The organism is Chromobacterium sp. Ag138, from assembly GCF_055181315.1.
Genome location: NZ_JBUPWA010000001.1, coordinates 2,180,023 through 2,194,572, shown reverse-complemented (window position 1 = coordinate 2,194,572; position 14,550 = coordinate 2,180,023). Strand labels below are relative to the sequence as shown.

Annotated in this window: 20 protein-coding genes; 9 read left to right on the top strand and 11 right to left on the bottom strand. The window is 62.6% G+C overall.

All coding sequences use genetic code 11. The annotated features are described in order from the left end of the window. The 6 genes from fliS to ACY3GB_RS10080 all read left to right on the top strand — a co-directional run bounded on the left by fliS (position 1) and on the right by ACY3GB_RS10080 (position 3,546). Positions 1–438: a flagellar export chaperone FliS gene (gene fliS, locus ACY3GB_RS10105; RefSeq protein WP_463088608.1), complete on the top strand. Its 438-nt coding sequence runs from the start codon at positions 1–3 to the stop codon at positions 436–438. 8 nt (positions 439–446) lie between these two features. Further along, entirely contained in the window at positions 447–779 is a 333-nt protein-coding gene (locus ACY3GB_RS10100) for a flagellar protein FliT (protein ID WP_463088607.1), read from the top strand. 97 nt (positions 780–876) lie between these two features. Beyond that, entirely contained in the window at positions 877–1,230 is a 354-nt protein-coding gene (locus tag ACY3GB_RS10095) for a DUF2802 domain-containing protein (RefSeq protein ID WP_463088606.1), read from the top strand. After that, positions 1,227–2,291, top strand: coding sequence for a flagellar hook-length control protein FliK (fliK, locus tag ACY3GB_RS10090; RefSeq protein WP_463088605.1), 1,065 nt, complete (start codon positions 1,227–1,229; stop codon positions 2,289–2,291). Before ACY3GB_RS10095 ends, fliK begins: the two co-directional genes overlap by 4 nt. Continuing rightward, positions 2,275–2,610: an EscU/YscU/HrcU family type III secretion system export apparatus switch protein gene (locus ACY3GB_RS10085; protein ID WP_046168351.1), complete on the top strand. Its 336-nt coding sequence runs from the start codon at positions 2,275–2,277 to the stop codon at positions 2,608–2,610. Before fliK ends, ACY3GB_RS10085 begins: the two co-directional genes overlap by 17 nt. Before the next feature lie 69 nt (positions 2,611–2,679). Further along, complete coding sequence (locus ACY3GB_RS10080) at positions 2,680–3,546, top strand: NAD(P)-dependent oxidoreductase (protein ID WP_463088604.1); 867 nt, start codon at positions 2,680–2,682, stop codon at positions 3,544–3,546. Between the two features lie 67 nt (positions 3,547–3,613). On the opposite strand, the gene ACY3GB_RS10075 is transcribed toward ACY3GB_RS10080, so the two are convergent. Continuing rightward, a complete protein-coding gene (locus tag ACY3GB_RS10075; protein WP_021475323.1) occupies positions 3,614–3,883 on the bottom strand; it encodes an HU family DNA-binding protein in 270 nt (89 codons plus the stop codon). Between ACY3GB_RS10075 and ACY3GB_RS10070 the strand changes: the two genes are divergently transcribed. Both ACY3GB_RS10070 and ACY3GB_RS10065 read left to right on the top strand, forming a co-directional pair. Next, positions 3,882–4,115, top strand: a complete 234-nt coding sequence (locus ACY3GB_RS10070) for a hypothetical protein (protein ID WP_463088603.1) — start codon at positions 3,882–3,884, stop codon at positions 4,113–4,115. The genes ACY3GB_RS10075 and ACY3GB_RS10070 overlap by 2 nt on opposite strands. Beyond that, positions 4,116–4,385, top strand: coding sequence for a DUF3761 domain-containing protein (locus tag ACY3GB_RS10065; RefSeq protein ID WP_463088602.1), 270 nt, complete (start codon positions 4,116–4,118; stop codon positions 4,383–4,385). A 120-nt stretch (positions 4,386–4,505) separates the two neighbouring features. Here ACY3GB_RS10065 and ACY3GB_RS10060 read toward each other — a convergent pair whose 3' ends face one another. After that, a complete protein-coding gene (locus tag ACY3GB_RS10060; RefSeq protein WP_463088601.1) occupies positions 4,506–6,134 on the bottom strand; it encodes a methyl-accepting chemotaxis protein in 1,629 nt (542 codons plus the stop codon). A 487-nt stretch (positions 6,135–6,621) separates the two neighbouring features. Between ACY3GB_RS10060 and ACY3GB_RS10055 the strand changes: the two genes are divergently transcribed. After that, on the top strand, positions 6,622–6,867 hold the full coding sequence (locus ACY3GB_RS10055; RefSeq protein WP_463088600.1) for a hypothetical protein: 246 nt from the start codon (positions 6,622–6,624) through the stop codon (positions 6,865–6,867). A 234-nt stretch (positions 6,868–7,101) separates the two neighbouring features. On the opposite strand, the gene ACY3GB_RS10050 is transcribed toward ACY3GB_RS10055, so the two are convergent. The 9 genes from ACY3GB_RS10050 to ACY3GB_RS10010 form a co-directional block, all read right to left on the bottom strand. Then, positions 7,102–7,548 (bottom strand): hypothetical protein, encoded by a 447-nt coding sequence (locus ACY3GB_RS10050; protein ID WP_463088599.1) that lies wholly within the window; start codon positions 7,546–7,548, stop codon positions 7,102–7,104. Between the two features lie 32 nt (positions 7,549–7,580). Further along, positions 7,581–8,384, bottom strand: a complete 804-nt coding sequence (locus ACY3GB_RS10045) for a hypothetical protein (RefSeq protein WP_463088598.1) — start codon at positions 8,382–8,384, stop codon at positions 7,581–7,583. Then, the gene (locus ACY3GB_RS10040; RefSeq protein WP_463088597.1) at positions 8,381–11,257 is read right to left on the bottom strand and encodes a DUF927 domain-containing protein; all 2,877 of its coding nucleotides are present in this window, start codon (positions 11,255–11,257) and stop codon (positions 8,381–8,383) included. The genes ACY3GB_RS10045 and ACY3GB_RS10040 overlap by 4 nt, the downstream gene beginning before the upstream one ends. Before the next feature lie 80 nt (positions 11,258–11,337). Beyond that, a complete protein-coding gene (locus ACY3GB_RS10035; protein WP_463088596.1) occupies positions 11,338–11,691 on the bottom strand; it encodes a hypothetical protein in 354 nt (117 codons plus the stop codon). Next, positions 11,688–11,876 carry a hypothetical protein gene (locus tag ACY3GB_RS10030; protein ID WP_463088595.1) on the bottom strand — a complete coding sequence of 63 codons (189 nt, stop codon included), beginning with the start codon at positions 11,874–11,876 and terminating at the stop codon, positions 11,688–11,690. Before ACY3GB_RS10030 ends, ACY3GB_RS10035 begins: the two co-directional genes overlap by 4 nt. Further along, the gene (locus ACY3GB_RS10025; protein ID WP_463088594.1) at positions 11,873–12,190 is read right to left on the bottom strand and encodes a hypothetical protein; all 318 of its coding nucleotides are present in this window, start codon (positions 12,188–12,190) and stop codon (positions 11,873–11,875) included. The genes ACY3GB_RS10030 and ACY3GB_RS10025 overlap by 4 nt, the downstream gene beginning before the upstream one ends. After that, positions 12,187–12,366 (bottom strand): hypothetical protein, encoded by a 180-nt coding sequence (locus ACY3GB_RS10020; RefSeq protein WP_463088593.1) that lies wholly within the window; start codon positions 12,364–12,366, stop codon positions 12,187–12,189. Before ACY3GB_RS10020 ends, ACY3GB_RS10025 begins: the two co-directional genes overlap by 4 nt. Positions 12,367–12,654: 288 nt before the next feature. Further along, positions 12,655–12,888 (bottom strand): helix-turn-helix transcriptional regulator, encoded by a 234-nt coding sequence (locus ACY3GB_RS10015; RefSeq protein ID WP_463088592.1) that lies wholly within the window; start codon positions 12,886–12,888, stop codon positions 12,655–12,657. A 320-nt stretch (positions 12,889–13,208) separates the two neighbouring features. Continuing rightward, positions 13,209–14,480, bottom strand: a complete 1,272-nt coding sequence (locus ACY3GB_RS10010) for a tyrosine-type recombinase/integrase (RefSeq protein WP_463088591.1) — start codon at positions 14,478–14,480, stop codon at positions 13,209–13,211. Between the last annotated feature and the right edge of the window lie 70 nt (positions 14,481–14,550).

Here is a 14,550-nt window from a genome sequence, read left to right as displayed (position 1 = left end):
ATGCTGAATTCCCGAATGCTCAAGCAGTTTAATCAGGCATATGCTAACGATGCCTTGAAAGCTGCCGTTTATGGCGCTAGTCCCGTGGGCATTGTCGTGATGCTTTATGAAGGGGCGATCAAGGCGCTGCATGCCGCAGGCACGGCCATAGATAATGGCCGTTTCGATGAGAAGGCCAGAATGATCACCAAGACGGTTGATATTCTGGAGGGCTTGAGGATCGCTTTGGATTTGGAGCAAGGCTCGGAAGCGTCTGCCAACCTCAATGATTTGTACCTTTACATGAAGTTGAGGTTGGCGAAAGCCAGCTTGAAGAACGACAAGGACATTCTGGCGGAAGTTCGAAACTTGCTGGAGACCATTCTTCCCGCTTGGCAGCAGGTCGATCGGGCCAGCTCCGCGCAAACTGCGGATGCCGTAAGGCCGGCGGGGGGCTAGTTTCAAGGATGAAGCCGAAAGCCAAGAACGCCGCATTGGCCAGTCTGATTGAAGAGCTGGAGCCGTTGACCAGGCAACTGCTGGAGGCTGCGAATCTGCGTGATCGTCCGCGTTTTTCCCAGCTCTATGGCCAGAGCGAAGCCAGTGTGCAGCGCTTGCTGAAGGAGCTGGAGCAAGGGGGGCGCGATAGCTTGAGCGAAGAGCAAAGGGAGACCTTGCGCAGAGTGCTTATCGTCAGAGAGGAAACTCAATTGCAATTGTCGGGTTGGGCCCATCAGGTCAAAGATGAGCTGCGCTCCTTGACTCAGAGCTCCAAGCTTCATCGTCAGTACAAGGGCTGAGTGGCCGGCGAGTTTTCACGCCTGGTTTTGGCTTGGGTTGCGCCATATTTCACCATACACTTAAGTCAGTGCGGATTTCTTCCTGGGGGCAACTTCCATGTCCGGCGCCTTCTTCCCTTATCTGATGGTCTTGTTATGGCTCGTGCTGGCGGCGGCGGTTGTCTATGTGTACAGCCGGCTGCAGAGACTGGAAAGCAAGCGCGACAGCGTCACCTCTCTGTATCTGGATCAGCTGCAGCAGCAGATCAGCGCTTTGCAGCGCGATGTCTCCCGTCTGCAATCGAGAGCGGAGAGCCGCAATCAGGGCGATCCCGGACTGAGCCCGTATAATCAGGCGATAGAAATGATCCGCCAGGGCCTGACCGCCTCCGAAGTCGCTTCGCGTTGCGGCATCTCCCGCAGCGAGGCGGAATTGATCGTATCCCTTTACCGCAACAGTCCGACTTCATGATTCCATCGCTGCCCACCAACCTTCCCGTCAGCACGCAGGGATCGGCGCCAACCGCCAATCAGCCGAGGACTTCGATAGACGGCTCCCGGCTGCTGGAGGCGCTCAGCCAGCCGTCCAAGCTGCCGTCGTTGATGGTGGGAGAGCTGCTGACCGCTAAGGTGGCCGATCAGCTGGGCAATAATCAGCTGGCGGTGCTGATCAAGAACGCGCTGTTCACGCTCAGCCTCCCGCAAGGTGCCAACCCTTCCGGGGATACCCTCAATCTGCGGGTGGTGTCGCTGCAGCCATCGCTGACCTTTGCCTTGCTGGACAGCGGCAAGGATGGTGCCGCCGCCGCGCCGCAGGACGGTTCGGTCGCGGTCAAGCTCAGCCAGGCGTCGCGTTACCTGACCGCGCTGCTTACGTCTTCCGAGTCCGCAACGCCGGATGCGGCAGGCGCCTCCGCACGGGCTGCCGGCAAGCCCTTGCAGCTGGATGTTGCCCAGCAGCAGCCTGCCCAGGTAGCCAGGCAGCTGCAGCAGGACGTCAAGCAGAGCGGTCTGTTTTACGAGTCCCATCTGAAGGATTTCAGCAATGGCCAGCACCCGCTGGAGCATCTGAAGCTTGAGCCGCAAGCCAAGCTGAGCGTGCCGTTGCACATTCTGGACGATGACCAGAAAAGCAGCCAGTTCAAGCCGCAGATGCAGGAGCTGGGCAGCTTGGTGCAGCGCCAGCTGGATGGCCTGGAAAACCGGACGATGCAGTTTCAGGGCCTGGCTTGGGCGGGGCAGCCGATGCAACTGCAGATCGAGCAGGAAAAAGCCGAGAACGAGAGGCAAGGCAGCGGGGAGGAGGAGATTCCCGTGTGGAACACCAGCCTGTCGCTGGTGTTGCCGTCTTTGGGCGGCATGGGGGTCCGGTTGAGGATGGTGGGGCAGTCGGTGCAAGTGATGTTCAGCGCCGACGAAGGCGAAACCGGGCAGATGATACAGCGCAACGCGGCCCGCTTGCAGAGCGGCATGGCCGCCGCGGGTCTGAATCTGGCCAGCCTGGTAGTGAAGCAGCATGAATCAGCAGAATGACGACAAACGCCGCTCGGCGGTCGCCCTGTCCTATCGGGAGGGCCAGCATTCGCCGCGGGTGGTGGCCAAGGGGTACGGCCAGATGGCCCAGCGCATCATCGATTGCGCGCAGGATGCAGGCGTATTCGTCCACGATTCGCCTGAGCTGGTATCGCTGCTGATGCAGGTCGACCTGGACAAGCATATTCCTCCCGAGCTGTACCGCGCCGTCGCCGAGATCCTGGCTTTCATTTATTACCTGGAGCGCCAGGCCGGCGGCAAGGACACGGCGTTCGAAGACTGGTCGGCCGGACGCCGCGAGCCCGCAGGCAATCCCTGAGCGCCTCTGGCGCCGTCATCGACAATCCCCTATCCTCGTCCGATCGCTGTTTTTCTATCGGAGAGCGGAATGCGCATCGGTTATATCGGTCTGGGCATCATGGGGCGTCCCTGCGTCCTCAATCTGTTGAAGGCGGGTTTTGACGTCAGCGTGTGGGCGCGCAAGCGGCAGAGCGCGGAGGAGGTGTTGGCGGCCGGCGCAGTCTGGGCGGCTAGCCCGGCCGAGCTGGCTGGCCAGGTGGACGTGCTGGTGACCAATGTGTCGGACACTGCTGATGTCGAGGCGGTGCTGCTAGGGGAGCAGGGCGTGGCGCATGGCGCCCGGCCTGGCCTGGTATGCGTCGACATGAGCACTATCGCGCCCAACGGCGCGCGCCGCATCGCCGCCGCGCTTGAGAAAAAGGGCATCGACTTCTTGGATTGCCCGGTGTCGGGCGGCGAGGTCGGCGCGATCAACGGCACGCTGACCATCATGGTCGGGGGGAGCGCCGAGGCGTTGGATAAGGCGCGGCCGGCGCTGCAGGCGATGGGCCAGACCATTACCCACATCGGCGCCAGCGGCGCCGGCCAGGTGGCCAAGGCCTGCAATCAGATCGCGGTGGCAGTGGGGGTGGCGGCGGTTGCCGAGATCGTCAAGCTGGCGAAGGCCTGCGACGTGGATCCCGCCCCAGTGCGGGCGGCGTTGATGGGTGGTTTCGCCCAGAGCAGGGTGCTGGATGTGCATGGCCAGCGGATGATAGACGACAACTACGCGCCGGGCTTCAAGGCCAAGCTGCACGCCAAGGACATGCATATCGTGATCGATACCGCGCGCGAGCAGGGCATCCGCCTGCCGGCGGCGGAGCGCACGATGCAACTGATAGACCAGTTGGTGGCGCAAGGCGACGGCGAGCTGGACTCTTCCGCCATCGCCAGATTGATCTGGCAGCAGAACTGAGTTTTACGCCTTCAAGCAAAAGGGCCGCGATATCGCGGCCCTTTTTCATATCCGGCTCATGCGCGCATCAGGCGATGCGGTCTTTCAGCTGCTTGCTGGCGACGAAGGAAACCTTGCGCTTGGCGGCGATCTGGATGGTTTCGCCGGTCTTCGGGTTGCGGCCAGTGCGGGCGGAGGTTTCCTTGACCTTGAATTTGCCGGCCACGATGCTGATCTCGCCGTTGCTGGCCAGGGTATCCAGCAGCACTTCGTCGAAAGCGCCCAGAACGCGCAGCACATCGGCTTTGGTCAGGCCGGACTTGTCGGAGAGTAGGGCAATCAGTTCGGCTTTGGTCATGGCGATGATTCTTTCAAGAGGAGTAAAACCTCATTTTCTGCGATTTTACGCTGCGAATAAAGGTAAAAAAGAAGGGCCGGCTTGTAAATGCCCATCCCATATCCTTGACCGTGGCATGGCGGCCGCAAGAAACGGAGCGTTTCTATCTGATTTTCCATGGATTATCATGCTCGAGATAGTTTGGTTAAGTTTTGAATGCCGCCTTCGCGGCATCGAATCTCAAGGAGCGTGAATGTTGGCAGCAGCGAGAGTCGCCGTGTTGGCGGCGGTATTGGCCTTATCCTGGCAACCGGCGATGGCCAAGCGAGTGGCGGGGGCCAGCAATCTGGTGACCGAAGACAGCTACGTCAATCATGATGGCGCGCGGGTGCATAAACCCATTCACGCCAAGAGCAGGCCGGCCAACGCGACCGCCCGCTGCCGCGATGGCAGTTACAGCTTCAGCCTCCATCATCGCGGCGCCTGTTCCGGACATCGCGGCGTGGCTCAGTGGTACCGCTGACGGCTGGCGATCGAGACTAGCCCGCGGTTCTCGCGGCCATTCATTCCGGCCAGGGATGTTTGTGCGGCGGCGCGGGCAGGGCGCGGAGCCATGTCCGCGCCCTGCTTGCCAGACCGGCTTTTACAGCCTGAAGCGGGCGGTGACATGCTGCAGGTTCTGCGACAGGGCGTTGAGCTCGCTGGAGGTGGTGGCGAGCTCCTCCACCGTGGCGCTGTTCTGTTCCGCCATCTGCGACACCTGTTCCATGTTTTGCGCCAGGGTCAGGCTGGCCGCCCGTTGCTCCGCCAGGCTGGATGTGATGCTGGCGATGGTGCCGACGATGGATTGGGTGCTGCTCTCTATTTCCTGCATCGAACTGCTCGCCTCGTTGGCGCTGCCCGAGACCGCTTCCACGCTGGTCAGGCTGCCCGCCATGCTGTCCACCACCCGGTGGGCGTTCTGCTGGATCGCGCCTATCATTTGGGTGATTTCCTGAGCCGAACTGGTGGTGCGCTCCGCAAGCTTCCGAACCTCGTCCGCTACTACGGCGAAGCCGCGGCCCATTTCTCCGGCGCGGGCGGCTTCGATCGCCGCGTTCAGAGCCAATAGATTGGTCTGGTCGGCGACGTCGCGGATCACGGTGACGATATTGCCGATGCGTTGCACTTCGTCGGTCAGCGACCGCATCTGCTCCGAAGTGCTGGAGACCGACCGCGTCACGGTGCCGATCTGGCCGACGGAGGCCTGCACATTGTGGCCGCCTCGGCTGGCCAGCTCGCCGGCGGCGCGCGCCTGGCCGGATGCCTGGTCGGCGTTGTCGGCGACGTGGTTGATGCTGACCGTCAATTGCTCGATGGTCGCGGCCGCGGAAGTGGTGGCCTCGGATTGGCGCTGCGCGCCGCCGGCCACTTCTTCCGACATGCTGGCCAGTTCGCGCGCGGCGTTGGACACGTTGTGTGCGTTTTGCTGGATGTTGGACACGACCTCTCGCAGTCCCTTGCGCATTTCCTGGATGTCGCGGGCGATGGTGATCGCCTCGTCGCGCGCGACCGGCAGCGGCTCGTCGGCGCCGGACAGGTCTCCTTGTTTGATCTGCTGCACCAGTTGCGCCGACCGGTGCAGCGGCATGGTGATCAGGCGGGAGATGAACCAAGCGGCCATCGCGCCCAGCGCCAGCGCCAGCAGCGCCACCGTCGCCATCAGGTTGCGCGCCTGGTCATAGCTGTTCTGGCCGTCCTGAACCGCTTGCTGCATGCGTTCTTCCTGGTATTGGGCCAGTTCGCGCAACGTCGCCATGAAGGCGTTGTTGGCCGGAGCGAAATGCTGTTTCAGAAAAACATAGGCTTCGCCGTTTTTATTCGAGCGGGCCAGTTGATACAAAGGCGCGTATTGCTGGCCCAGCACGGTGCGCGCCTGCTTTACCTTCTCCATCAGCTCACGGCCCTTCGGCGTTACCACGACCTTGTCCAGATTGCTCAGGTTTTCGGTATTTTTCGCGCGCAGACTTTCTACCTGAGCGATTTCCGATTCGATCGTTTGCGGCTCGGTGGTGATGATGGCATTGCGCACGCTGCGGCCGATATCCAAGGTAGTGATCGTGATGCGATCGATCAGCATCACTTTGGGATAGCGATTTTCGATGATGTCCCGCGATTTCTGCTGAATGCCGTCCATTTTGAACATCGCTACGATCACCACGGCCAACAGCATCATCAGTACTGAGCCAAAGCCGATGAAGAGCTTTTGCCGGACTGTCAGTTGATAAAGCATTGTCCTTCTCCTGCATGAGGATGTAAAAAGCCATTCTTATATTAGGCGCTGAACGCCAGGGCAGCAGGTTTCAGGCATCTGCGGGTGTCTGGGGGATGGCTTGGTTGCCCGGCCCCCCTTCTGCAAAACCGTAGCGGCGAAAAGTAGAGATTTCTGGAAGATTTAAGCCCATCTGGGCAGGATGTCTGGAGAAAACAGGATTCTCCGCTCAGCCGCGGTACGACTCGAAATGAATAAAGCCCCGGCTGGCGGGGCTTTTGTGGTTTCGCTGACACGCCGTGACGCGTCATGCAAGCTTACTCGATGTTGGATCTGATTATTGAGTAGATGGCTCAAATCCTTTCCTGTAAAGGATCGAGCTATTCGCGTTTTTCTTATGGGTACACCCATGGGTACACGGAAAATGGGAGTGCTCCCTTCGAAGATGGACCTTGCTCCAGTATCTAACATCGGTATGCTGTCTGCATTTCCCAATAAGGAGATGGAAATGAGTAGGAGCCTTGTTTCGCGCGATACCTTGCTGCAAATGATCAATGAGTATCTTGGTGGTCTGCATGAATGTAGAAATTTACGAGTAACGACAGTCTTGCATGACCCTGACCGGGTACATGGTGCGAACTGGGTGACTGGTGCTATTCGAAGATCAGGTGATGATCACGATGAGGTGGCCTGTGGGGATGCAATTCGCGCCTTCATGCTGGATCTGCAGCAGAGATTTGATATTGAGCTGTAGGGGGAGAGGGATGATCCTAGGACGGGGCAGGCCCTTCCTGAGGGTATTTTCGAAAAGCAGCTGCCCCTTCGCGCGCCTGCGCGTACTGCTCCCGAAATCCCCCTTTTTTTATGGACTCAAAAAACTCGGGATGAGCTCCTTCATGGGGTTTGTTTTCGCCACAGAGGAATGAGCCAGCCAGGACGCGAGAAAGCCCGCACGCGGCGGGCTGGGCGGTAACAGGTCCACGTGGCCTTACTTCATCAGGTCGGCATAGATCCTGGCCGCCTCCATGGGGTCGATGGTGTTGACGGTCACGCTCTGCAGCGGGCCGCCGTTCTTGCCGGTCAGCTCCTGCTTGACGCGATCGGCGTACTTCTCTGGATCGCGCGCCTTCAGCAGGAAGATCAGCAGCGTGTCGCTGTACTCGCGGACGGTGCCGACCTTCTCGCCCTTGTAGAACACAGGCTTCAGCGTGCCATCCTTGGCGCGCCGGACGGCTTCGTCTTCAAGGGCTGCGGTGCCTAGGGCTATGGCCTCCTGCCAGGCGGCGGCCAAGTCCTCGTTATCTTTGCGCAGCCGGTACATGTGACGGCGGGAGATGCCGACCTTCTTTGCCGCCGCGCTGACGTTGGCGGTATCCGCCAGCACCAGCAGGAATTGCTCCAGTTTTTCAGGTGTGACATTTGAGACATTTGCCATGGGTTTCTCCTGAGAAGGGGGCGCGGGCTTCCTCAAGCCGCGCGCTCCTGAATGTGCGCCGGTTGGAAGGCGCATTGCCCGATGAAGTGCCACCGGGTGTAATCGGCCTCGCTGGCCATGTTGGAGATGCGCCACGGTCGGTATCGGGCGCCGCACATCCCTTGTGTTGAGTTCCCGCGGTGCGGTGACTGCAGGCCCACCATCTGCGCCGCGCGCTGGCGTGCATCCGGGACGGTAGCTTCTCCCTTCCAGTGGCGGCAGGCCATGCAGTCGTTCGCCATCTTGGCGCGACGCTCGGCCTCGGCACGGGGCAAGCCACCGTCGTGTTCCATGATCGCGGCTCGTTCCTCGATCGCTTCCCGGTCGTCGTCAGCTCCCACACCAGCATGATGGCGCGCGAGGTGGGCATCCAGCGCGGCCACCAGCTCCGCCACCGGCACCCCGTCGCGCTCGATCTGTGTGCGCAGCATCCCCAGCCACTCGGCACGGTCGGCGCTCTGCCAGCGCTCCAGGTTGCAGATCAGGTTGACCCGCTCCAGCAGATCGGCGGGCAGGGCGGCCGGCGGCATCGGCTGCCTCATCACCAGCGCGGTGACGATGCCGGCGGCAAAATCACCGGCCGAAGGGATACCGCCCCCCTCCAGAGGGAGGCTTGAGAGCGTTTTCTGGGGTGACTGTTTTTCGGTGGGAACAACTTCCTGAAACCCTTGCGGGGTAAGGCTTTCCGGTGTTCCCGTTTTTTGTTCCCACGTTCCCGTGTTCCCACTTTTGGCCTCTTCTGGGCTGCTTTTTCCTGACTGGTGGATGGTGGCATTGAGCCATTGCGGCAGGTTCATTCTTCGCCCTCCAGTACCGTGCTGGTCAGCACGTAGACGTTCACGGTTGCGGAATCCAGCGCCTTGATCCGCTTCTTGCGGGTGTGGCGCCGCGTGTTGCCTTCGGTGTCGCCGGCGAGCAGCCAGCCGGCGCGCAGCAGCGAGCGGGCGGCGATCAGCGGGGTGTAGCCGCGGCACAGCTCCTTCTTGAAGGGTTCGGACAACACCCAGAATTGCTGTGTGCCTTGCTCGTCTATGAAGGTGAAGCCGGCGCGGTTCAGGTAGCGGGCCAGCACTTCCGGCGCGGCGTCATGCGGCGGAAAGCGGGTGGAGCTGTGGGTCTGCATGAAACCGCTGACCTGGGCGAACAGCGCGCGGTCGTCGGCGGCCATGCCGGTATGGTTCTCGGCCAGCCATTCGCGGAAGCAGCGCCGGGCCGCCTGTACCGCCTCGCCGGGTTTCCAGCCGGTGACGCCGTAGCGCGTGGCCAGCTCGCCGGCGAAGGCCACCAGCGCGAAGCGTGCGGCCACGCGGCCCACCTCCTGCGCGGCGCCAGCCGGTACGCCCAGATACTCGATCAGGCCGGTGACCCCGTCTTTGATGTCGCGTCGGATCTCATCCATGCATTCCGGAGGTGTCAGCGCGGCGAGGAAGGCCGGGCCGGCGGTGCCGTAGTACTGGCGGGAGTAGGCCTTCATGGCGTCGGCGAAGGCCTGGCCGCCGGGGTGCTGGTGTAGCTGCTCCAGGGTGCCCATGCCGGCGCCGGCATCGGCGGGGATGGCGGGCAAGCGGGCGATCTGGCCGCCCTTGGCGCTCTTGCCGGCTTCGGCCATGTGCTGGGCCAGGTCGATCTCGCCGGCCGACAGCAGCATCACGCGCCAGGTGTGCGCCGGTCGGTTGCCACCCTCCTTGGTCATGCGCGCCTTGGCCTGGCCGTTGGCGATCAGGTAGGCGGCGCCGCCGGCGTCGGCCGGGGCGATCTGGGCCAGCTCGTCCAGGATCAGCAGATTGTCGTTGCGGCCCAGGCATAGGCCCTCGAGCCCGTTCTGGGTGGTGCGCCACTTCTTGGCGAACTGGTCGGGATTGCCCCAAACGCTGGCGGCCGGATCCAGCAAGGTGGATGTCTTACCCTTGCTGGTGGTGCCGACGAAGTGGAAACCGCCGCCCGACTCGCCGGCCATGTCTGCCAGCACGCCAGCGAAGGCCACCGAGATGGCGAACACGATGCGGCTGTTACCGGCCGCGGCGGCGGCGATGTGGGTTTGCCACTGCTGCAGCGTGCCGGAGCGGTCAAAGTCGCCGCTGTCGGCACCCTGGTAGATGACACCTTCGCCATCCTGCTCGCCGTGGACCTCCCCGGGTAGCACATAGCGCACGTTGTGCCAGCCAATGCGGGAGACGCAGCGCAGGCGCGTCGCTGCGGCCTTGCGGTGGCTCAGCACGTAGTCCACCAGCTTTTGCCTGGCCTTCGGGCTGGTCGACATGGTCAGCCCGCCGCGCACCAGTTCGCGTCGGAACTCGGCGGTGTCGCTGGCGGCCAGGATCTCCACCGGGCAGGCCCAGCGGTGCGGGTGGCCATCGTTGTCGCGCCACTCCAGCAGCCGGCCCCAATTCGATTGGCTGGCATCGCGGGTCTCGGCCAGGACGTGCAGCGGCGAGCACAGCCACCACGGTGTGGCCGGGTCTTTGCCATCCTCCGCCGGCGGCAACCAATACACGCCGTCGCGCTGGCCGGGAATGCCTTCCACCACGAAAAAAGGGGAGCCGTCAGCCGGTGCTGGCGGGGTATTTTCGGGGAAAAAGTGGGAACACTCTGAAGTGGGAACGGAAATGTGGGAACGGCTGGAATCCTTATCTGGCGCTGGTTTTAGCGGTTCTGTTCCCACTGTTCCCAGTGTTCCCACTGTTTTTGAGTCATCCTGAAAAACGCTATCGGTGACGGCTTTGAGGCCGGCGAGCTGGTGCAGGTCGTTGAAGTCGGACGGCAGTTTGTCGTCGTGCTGTTGGCGGTAGGCGGCCACCTGCTCGGCGGTGAACACCGGCACGACGGAGCGGCCCCGCGGCTGGAGCAACTGGGCGGCGCGGCCGGCGGCCTGCTGGCCGGTGAGGCTGGTGTCGCTGTCGCCGCCGAAGATCACCTCCACCGCCGGCGGCAGGGTGGCGGCCAAGCGCTCTGCAATCGTCACCAGGTTGTGGGCATTGAAGGCGACGACGACGGGCAGGCCTGTCGCCTGGTGCAGGCTGCAGCCGGTGGCCCAGCCCTCGCATAGCAGCACTTGGGCGGCGTCGCGCAGCTTTCCCAGCACCAGCGATGCGCCCTTGACCTGGCCGCCGGTCTGGAAGCGTTTGCTGCCGTCTGCGCTGATGATCTGCAGGTTGACCAGCTCGCCGCCGGCGCGCAGCGGGATCAGTAGCATGTCGCGTAGCTGGGCGGCGCCGGCCGGCACAATACCCTTGCAGGCCAAGTATCCATGCTCGGCGCTGATGCTGTGGCCGCGCTCCCACAAGCGGCCGGCCTTGGTCCTGGCCTGCTGGCGTTGCTGCTCGGCCAGCGCTTCGGCTTCGGCCTGGGCCACGGCGCGCTCGGTTTCCAGCTTGGCCCGCTCCTCCGGGCTAGGGGCTTGGTAGGGCTGCTCGGGCCGGTATCCTTGCTGGATGGCCAGTGCGAACAGGCTGGAGATGGTGACGCGGCCGGCGGGCTTGATCGACTTCCAGACGCTGCGCGCGGCCTTGGCCTGGTAGTTCTTTGCCGTCTGGCTCCAGTCGTCCCAGATTGGGAAGCCGGCCTCGCCCAGTTCGGACTTGATCGCCATCGCCATGGCCACCCAGGTTTCCCGCTCGTGCGCATCGATGTGTGCCAGCGCGGCGCGGATATGCTCAGATGTGTTGCTCATTGCGTACCCTTTGGGCGTAGTTTGCCCAGCCCATGGCGGTCCGTGGACGGCCATGGGCTGGCAGGTTCAGAGAGGAGGGTTTAGCTGGCCTGGCGAACTAGCTGCGCGTGTCGGTCGAGCTGGTCATCAGTAAGCTGTGCAGTTGCGTTGGCTAGTTCGAGGCCCCCGCCCAAGACACGTAGCAGGCTGCCAATTTGTGGGAGCAGCTCGGCCTCGTTGCCTATGTCTCTGGGGTAGCTGGTAAGTAGCTGTCCCAAGCATTGCAGGCCGTAGGCCACGTCGGTTTGCGTGATCTCGGCGCAGCTTTGGGAGAAGTGGGCGTCATCTTCTGGCAGGGTGGGCATGCAGCATCCAGCGGTGGCATTCCACGTCGAGGGGGCGTTGAGGGCGTGCAGGCTGGCGGCCATGCTGCCGATCAGGTTGCTGGGGTTCATGCGCGGGCCTCCTGTTCTACCTGGATGCCGGCCTCATGGATCAGGCGTCCCATGCATTGGGCAAGGGCATTTTGCAGCGGCTGGCCGGGGTTTTCAAAGATGGCTTCGGTTACGCCGTTGTCAAACAGGTGTACGGTGATGGTGCCAATGCGTTTGACGGGGGGCATGGGGAGGCTCTGGCTCATTTCCGGCCCCCTTTCTTCCCCGGCAGCGCGCGCGCCATGGCGATCAAGGCGGCTTCATCTCTGGCGAAGCGGCCGACGGCGCCCAGCAAGCGCATGGTCACGCTCAGGTGCTGCAGTACAGCGTCGTCTACGCCGACGTCCCGGGGGTAGTTGGTCAGCAGCTCGCCCAGCAGCGTTACCGCGGCGGTAACCTCCATTTGCAGGGCTTCGGCATGCGACCCGGCCAGCAGGCAAAGCGCGTTATCGGCAGTGTGTTCGTTGAAGGCCGCATGATTGTCTGCCAGGAACTGGATGGAGTTCTCGAGCTGGATCATGACCGCACCTCCTGCACCAGATAGCCGGAGTTGGCGGGTAGGATCACTGCGCGGCGGCCTTGCGACACCAACAGGCGCGTGAGTGCAGCGGCTTCGGCCCGGCTGGGCGTCGTGGCGATGGATACGGAATATGCGGGGAGTAGGGCGCGGAGCGCGCGCAGGGTGATGCGTGGCATGGGGTGCCTCCTTATGTCGTGAAGGCCCACCGTTCGCCGCCAAGCGAGGGTGGTGGGCGCAAGGTAAGGTTGGCGGACCGGCCATAAGGAAACCGGCGCGTGCAAGCACGCCCCTACCAAGGCCCACCATAGAAAATGGCGCACCAAGGCTGGTGACGGACGTAAAAATAGCCGCTAGGCGGCTGTCCGCCTTATGGTTCGGGCCGCCAAGCCCGACGCTGGGATTGACCAGCGCAAGGGAATTATGGCGCGGCTGGTGTGGGGTGGCAAGCGTCATTGCGTGTCACCTCATGCCGCGCGGTTCTGGCTGTCCAGCCACTCGCGCACGTCCTCGGCTTTCCAGGCGGTAACGCGATCGGATAGCTTGATGGGCGCGGGAAAGGTGCCGGCGCGAATGCGGCGCCAGAGGGTGGATGCAGAGAAAGGCAGAACGCCGGGCTTGCCGGATTTGGCTTCGCCGATCAGTAGTGGCAAGCGAACAAAGCCGGTTTGGGGAAGGGTGATGATTTGCTGCTGTCGCATATAGACTCCTTTTTCGCCTTACAAAAAAAAAGAAATCTCACGCGGACATTTATATTGAGCCGCTACGTGGCCTTACGTGTCAAGAAGTGCGATTTTGTGGATGGAGTGTGTGCCGCCGCCAAACGCACTCAGACGCAATAAGTAACAAGTTTCGAGGTTTTCCGTGAGGGTTCGGGTGGGTTCAGGTGGGTTCAGACGGGTTTGGGCGGGATCATCGATTACGCTGAGCGGGGCTTTTATGATTGTGTGGCCGTTTTACGACAATGGTCGTACACCTGACTAAAAATCAGAGAGCTGGCTGGGTGTGGATCTGCCAGGTATCAGCCCGACTTCTTCCGGCCCTTGGTAATCGGCGTCACGTTGTAGGCCTCGCCCTTGTCCAGGGCATCGAGCAACCCGGCCCACTTGTTCAGGGCGTCCCGGCGCTCGTTGAGGTAGTCGTGGCGGTTGTAGATGCCTTCCACGCCCTTGATCTTGTGATTGAGGCAGCGCTCGGCCACTACCGGGTCGACGCCCAATTCCGCCAGGTGGGTGCGCGCGGTGCGGCGTAGATCGTGGATGGTGAAGGCCGCCACGTCCGGCATGTGCGGCTTGACCTTGCCCAGCGCTGTGCCGATGGTGCCCTCGTGGATGTGCGGCACCATGCGGTGCTGCATCTTGCGGGCCGGCAGCAGCCAGTCGCTGGGGCCGGCCAGGTCGAACAGCTGCTGCAGCCATTCCACCGCCAGAGCGGGCAGGGGGATGTCGATAGGCTTGCCGGTCTTGCTGCGCTCGCCGGGCAGGTGCCAGACGCTGGCCGGCAAGTCGAACTCTTCCTTGCGCGCGGCGCACAGCTCCATCTTGCGGACGCACAGCAGCAACAGCAGGCGGATGGAGAGGTCATTCTCCACGCTGAAGCCGCGGGCCAGCTTCATGGCCTGGAACAGCTTGGCCAGTTCGTCGCGGCCCAGCGCGCGCTCGCGGGCCTCTTCCTTGCCGCCGGCGTCGCCCAGGTCAAAGGCGCTGGCCGGATTGATCTCGATGATGTGGCGCTTGATGGCGTAGTCGAACATGCGGCGGGTCCAGCGCAGCACGTCGTTGGCGATGGTGGGCGCGCCGCGCTTGACGATGGTCTGCAGCATGTCGTCGATGTGGCGGGGCTTGATGTCCTCCACCTTCATCTTGCCCAGCATGGGGCCGATGTCTTTGTCGATCCGGCGCCGTACGATGTCCGGGTGCTTCCAGCGGCCCAGGATCATCCTCTCGTAGTACTCGTTGGCCAGCGCCAGCATGGTGACGGCGTTCTTCTCTTCCTCGATCTTGGCGAGGGCCGCGGACTTCTTCTCCTGTTTCTCCGCGGCGACATCGTGGCCCAGCGCCACGCGAGCGGTGAGAGCTTTGGACGCTTCCCGGGCTTTGGCGAGCGACAGCTCGGCGTAGCTGCCGATCTGCATGGTGCGGGACTTGCCGGCGAATTTGTAGCGGTAGCGCCAGACCGGCACCTTGTCGTTCTCTCGAAAGCGCAGCCAGAGTCCATCACCATCGCCGCGGCCCTCGAATCGCTCCCCGGCCTTGATCCAGGCCTTGATCTGCATGTCGGTCAGCTTGCCCATGTCCACACCTCGAATACTGAGTAGCCCCCTCAAAGCCGCGCCGCTGCTGGATCGGGAAAATTCAGAACAG

Bases quoted from the DNA above. Each gene is read 5' to 3' on its own strand.
- fliS (WP_463088608.1), top strand. From the start codon at position 1: ATGCTGAATTCCCGAATGCTCAAGCAGTTTAATCAGGCATATGCTAAC.
- ACY3GB_RS10100 (WP_463088607.1), top strand. From the start codon at position 447: ATGAAGCCGAAAGCCAAGAACGCCGCATTGGCCAGTCTGATTGAAGAG.
- ACY3GB_RS10095 (WP_463088606.1), top strand. From the start codon at position 877: ATGTCCGGCGCCTTCTTCCCTTATCTGATGGTCTTGTTATGGCTCGTG.
- fliK (WP_463088605.1), top strand. From the start codon at position 1,227: ATGATTCCATCGCTGCCCACCAACCTTCCCGTCAGCACGCAGGGATCG.
- ACY3GB_RS10085 (WP_046168351.1), top strand. From the start codon at position 2,275: ATGAATCAGCAGAATGACGACAAACGCCGCTCGGCGGTCGCCCTGTCC.
- ACY3GB_RS10080 (WP_463088604.1), top strand. From the start codon at position 2,680: ATGCGCATCGGTTATATCGGTCTGGGCATCATGGGGCGTCCCTGCGTC.
- ACY3GB_RS10070 (WP_463088603.1), top strand. From the start codon at position 3,882: ATGGCGATGATTCTTTCAAGAGGAGTAAAACCTCATTTTCTGCGATTT.
- ACY3GB_RS10075 (WP_021475323.1), bottom strand. From the start codon at position 3,883: ATGACCAAAGCCGAACTGATTGCCCTACTCTCCGACAAGTCCGGCCTG.
- ACY3GB_RS10065 (WP_463088602.1), top strand. From the start codon at position 4,116: ATGTTGGCAGCAGCGAGAGTCGCCGTGTTGGCGGCGGTATTGGCCTTA.
- ACY3GB_RS10060 (WP_463088601.1), bottom strand. From the start codon at position 6,134: ATGCTTTATCAACTGACAGTCCGGCAAAAGCTCTTCATCGGCTTTGGC.
- ACY3GB_RS10055 (WP_463088600.1), top strand. From the start codon at position 6,622: ATGAGTAGGAGCCTTGTTTCGCGCGATACCTTGCTGCAAATGATCAAT.
- ACY3GB_RS10050 (WP_463088599.1), bottom strand. From the start codon at position 7,548: ATGGCAAATGTCTCAAATGTCACACCTGAAAAACTGGAGCAATTCCTG.
- ACY3GB_RS10045 (WP_463088598.1), bottom strand. From the start codon at position 8,384: ATGAACCTGCCGCAATGGCTCAATGCCACCATCCACCAGTCAGGAAAA.
- ACY3GB_RS10040 (WP_463088597.1), bottom strand. From the start codon at position 11,257: ATGAGCAACACATCTGAGCATATCCGCGCCGCGCTGGCACACATCGAT.
- ACY3GB_RS10035 (WP_463088596.1), bottom strand. From the start codon at position 11,691: ATGAACCCCAGCAACCTGATCGGCAGCATGGCCGCCAGCCTGCACGCC.
- ACY3GB_RS10030 (WP_463088595.1), bottom strand. From the start codon at position 11,876: ATGAGCCAGAGCCTCCCCATGCCCCCCGTCAAACGCATTGGCACCATC.
- ACY3GB_RS10025 (WP_463088594.1), bottom strand. From the start codon at position 12,190: ATGATCCAGCTCGAGAACTCCATCCAGTTCCTGGCAGACAATCATGCG.
- ACY3GB_RS10020 (WP_463088593.1), bottom strand. From the start codon at position 12,366: ATGCCACGCATCACCCTGCGCGCGCTCCGCGCCCTACTCCCCGCATAT.
- ACY3GB_RS10015 (WP_463088592.1), bottom strand. From the start codon at position 12,888: ATGCGACAGCAGCAAATCATCACCCTTCCCCAAACCGGCTTTGTTCGC.
- ACY3GB_RS10010 (WP_463088591.1), bottom strand. From the start codon at position 14,480: ATGGGCAAGCTGACCGACATGCAGATCAAGGCCTGGATCAAGGCCGGG.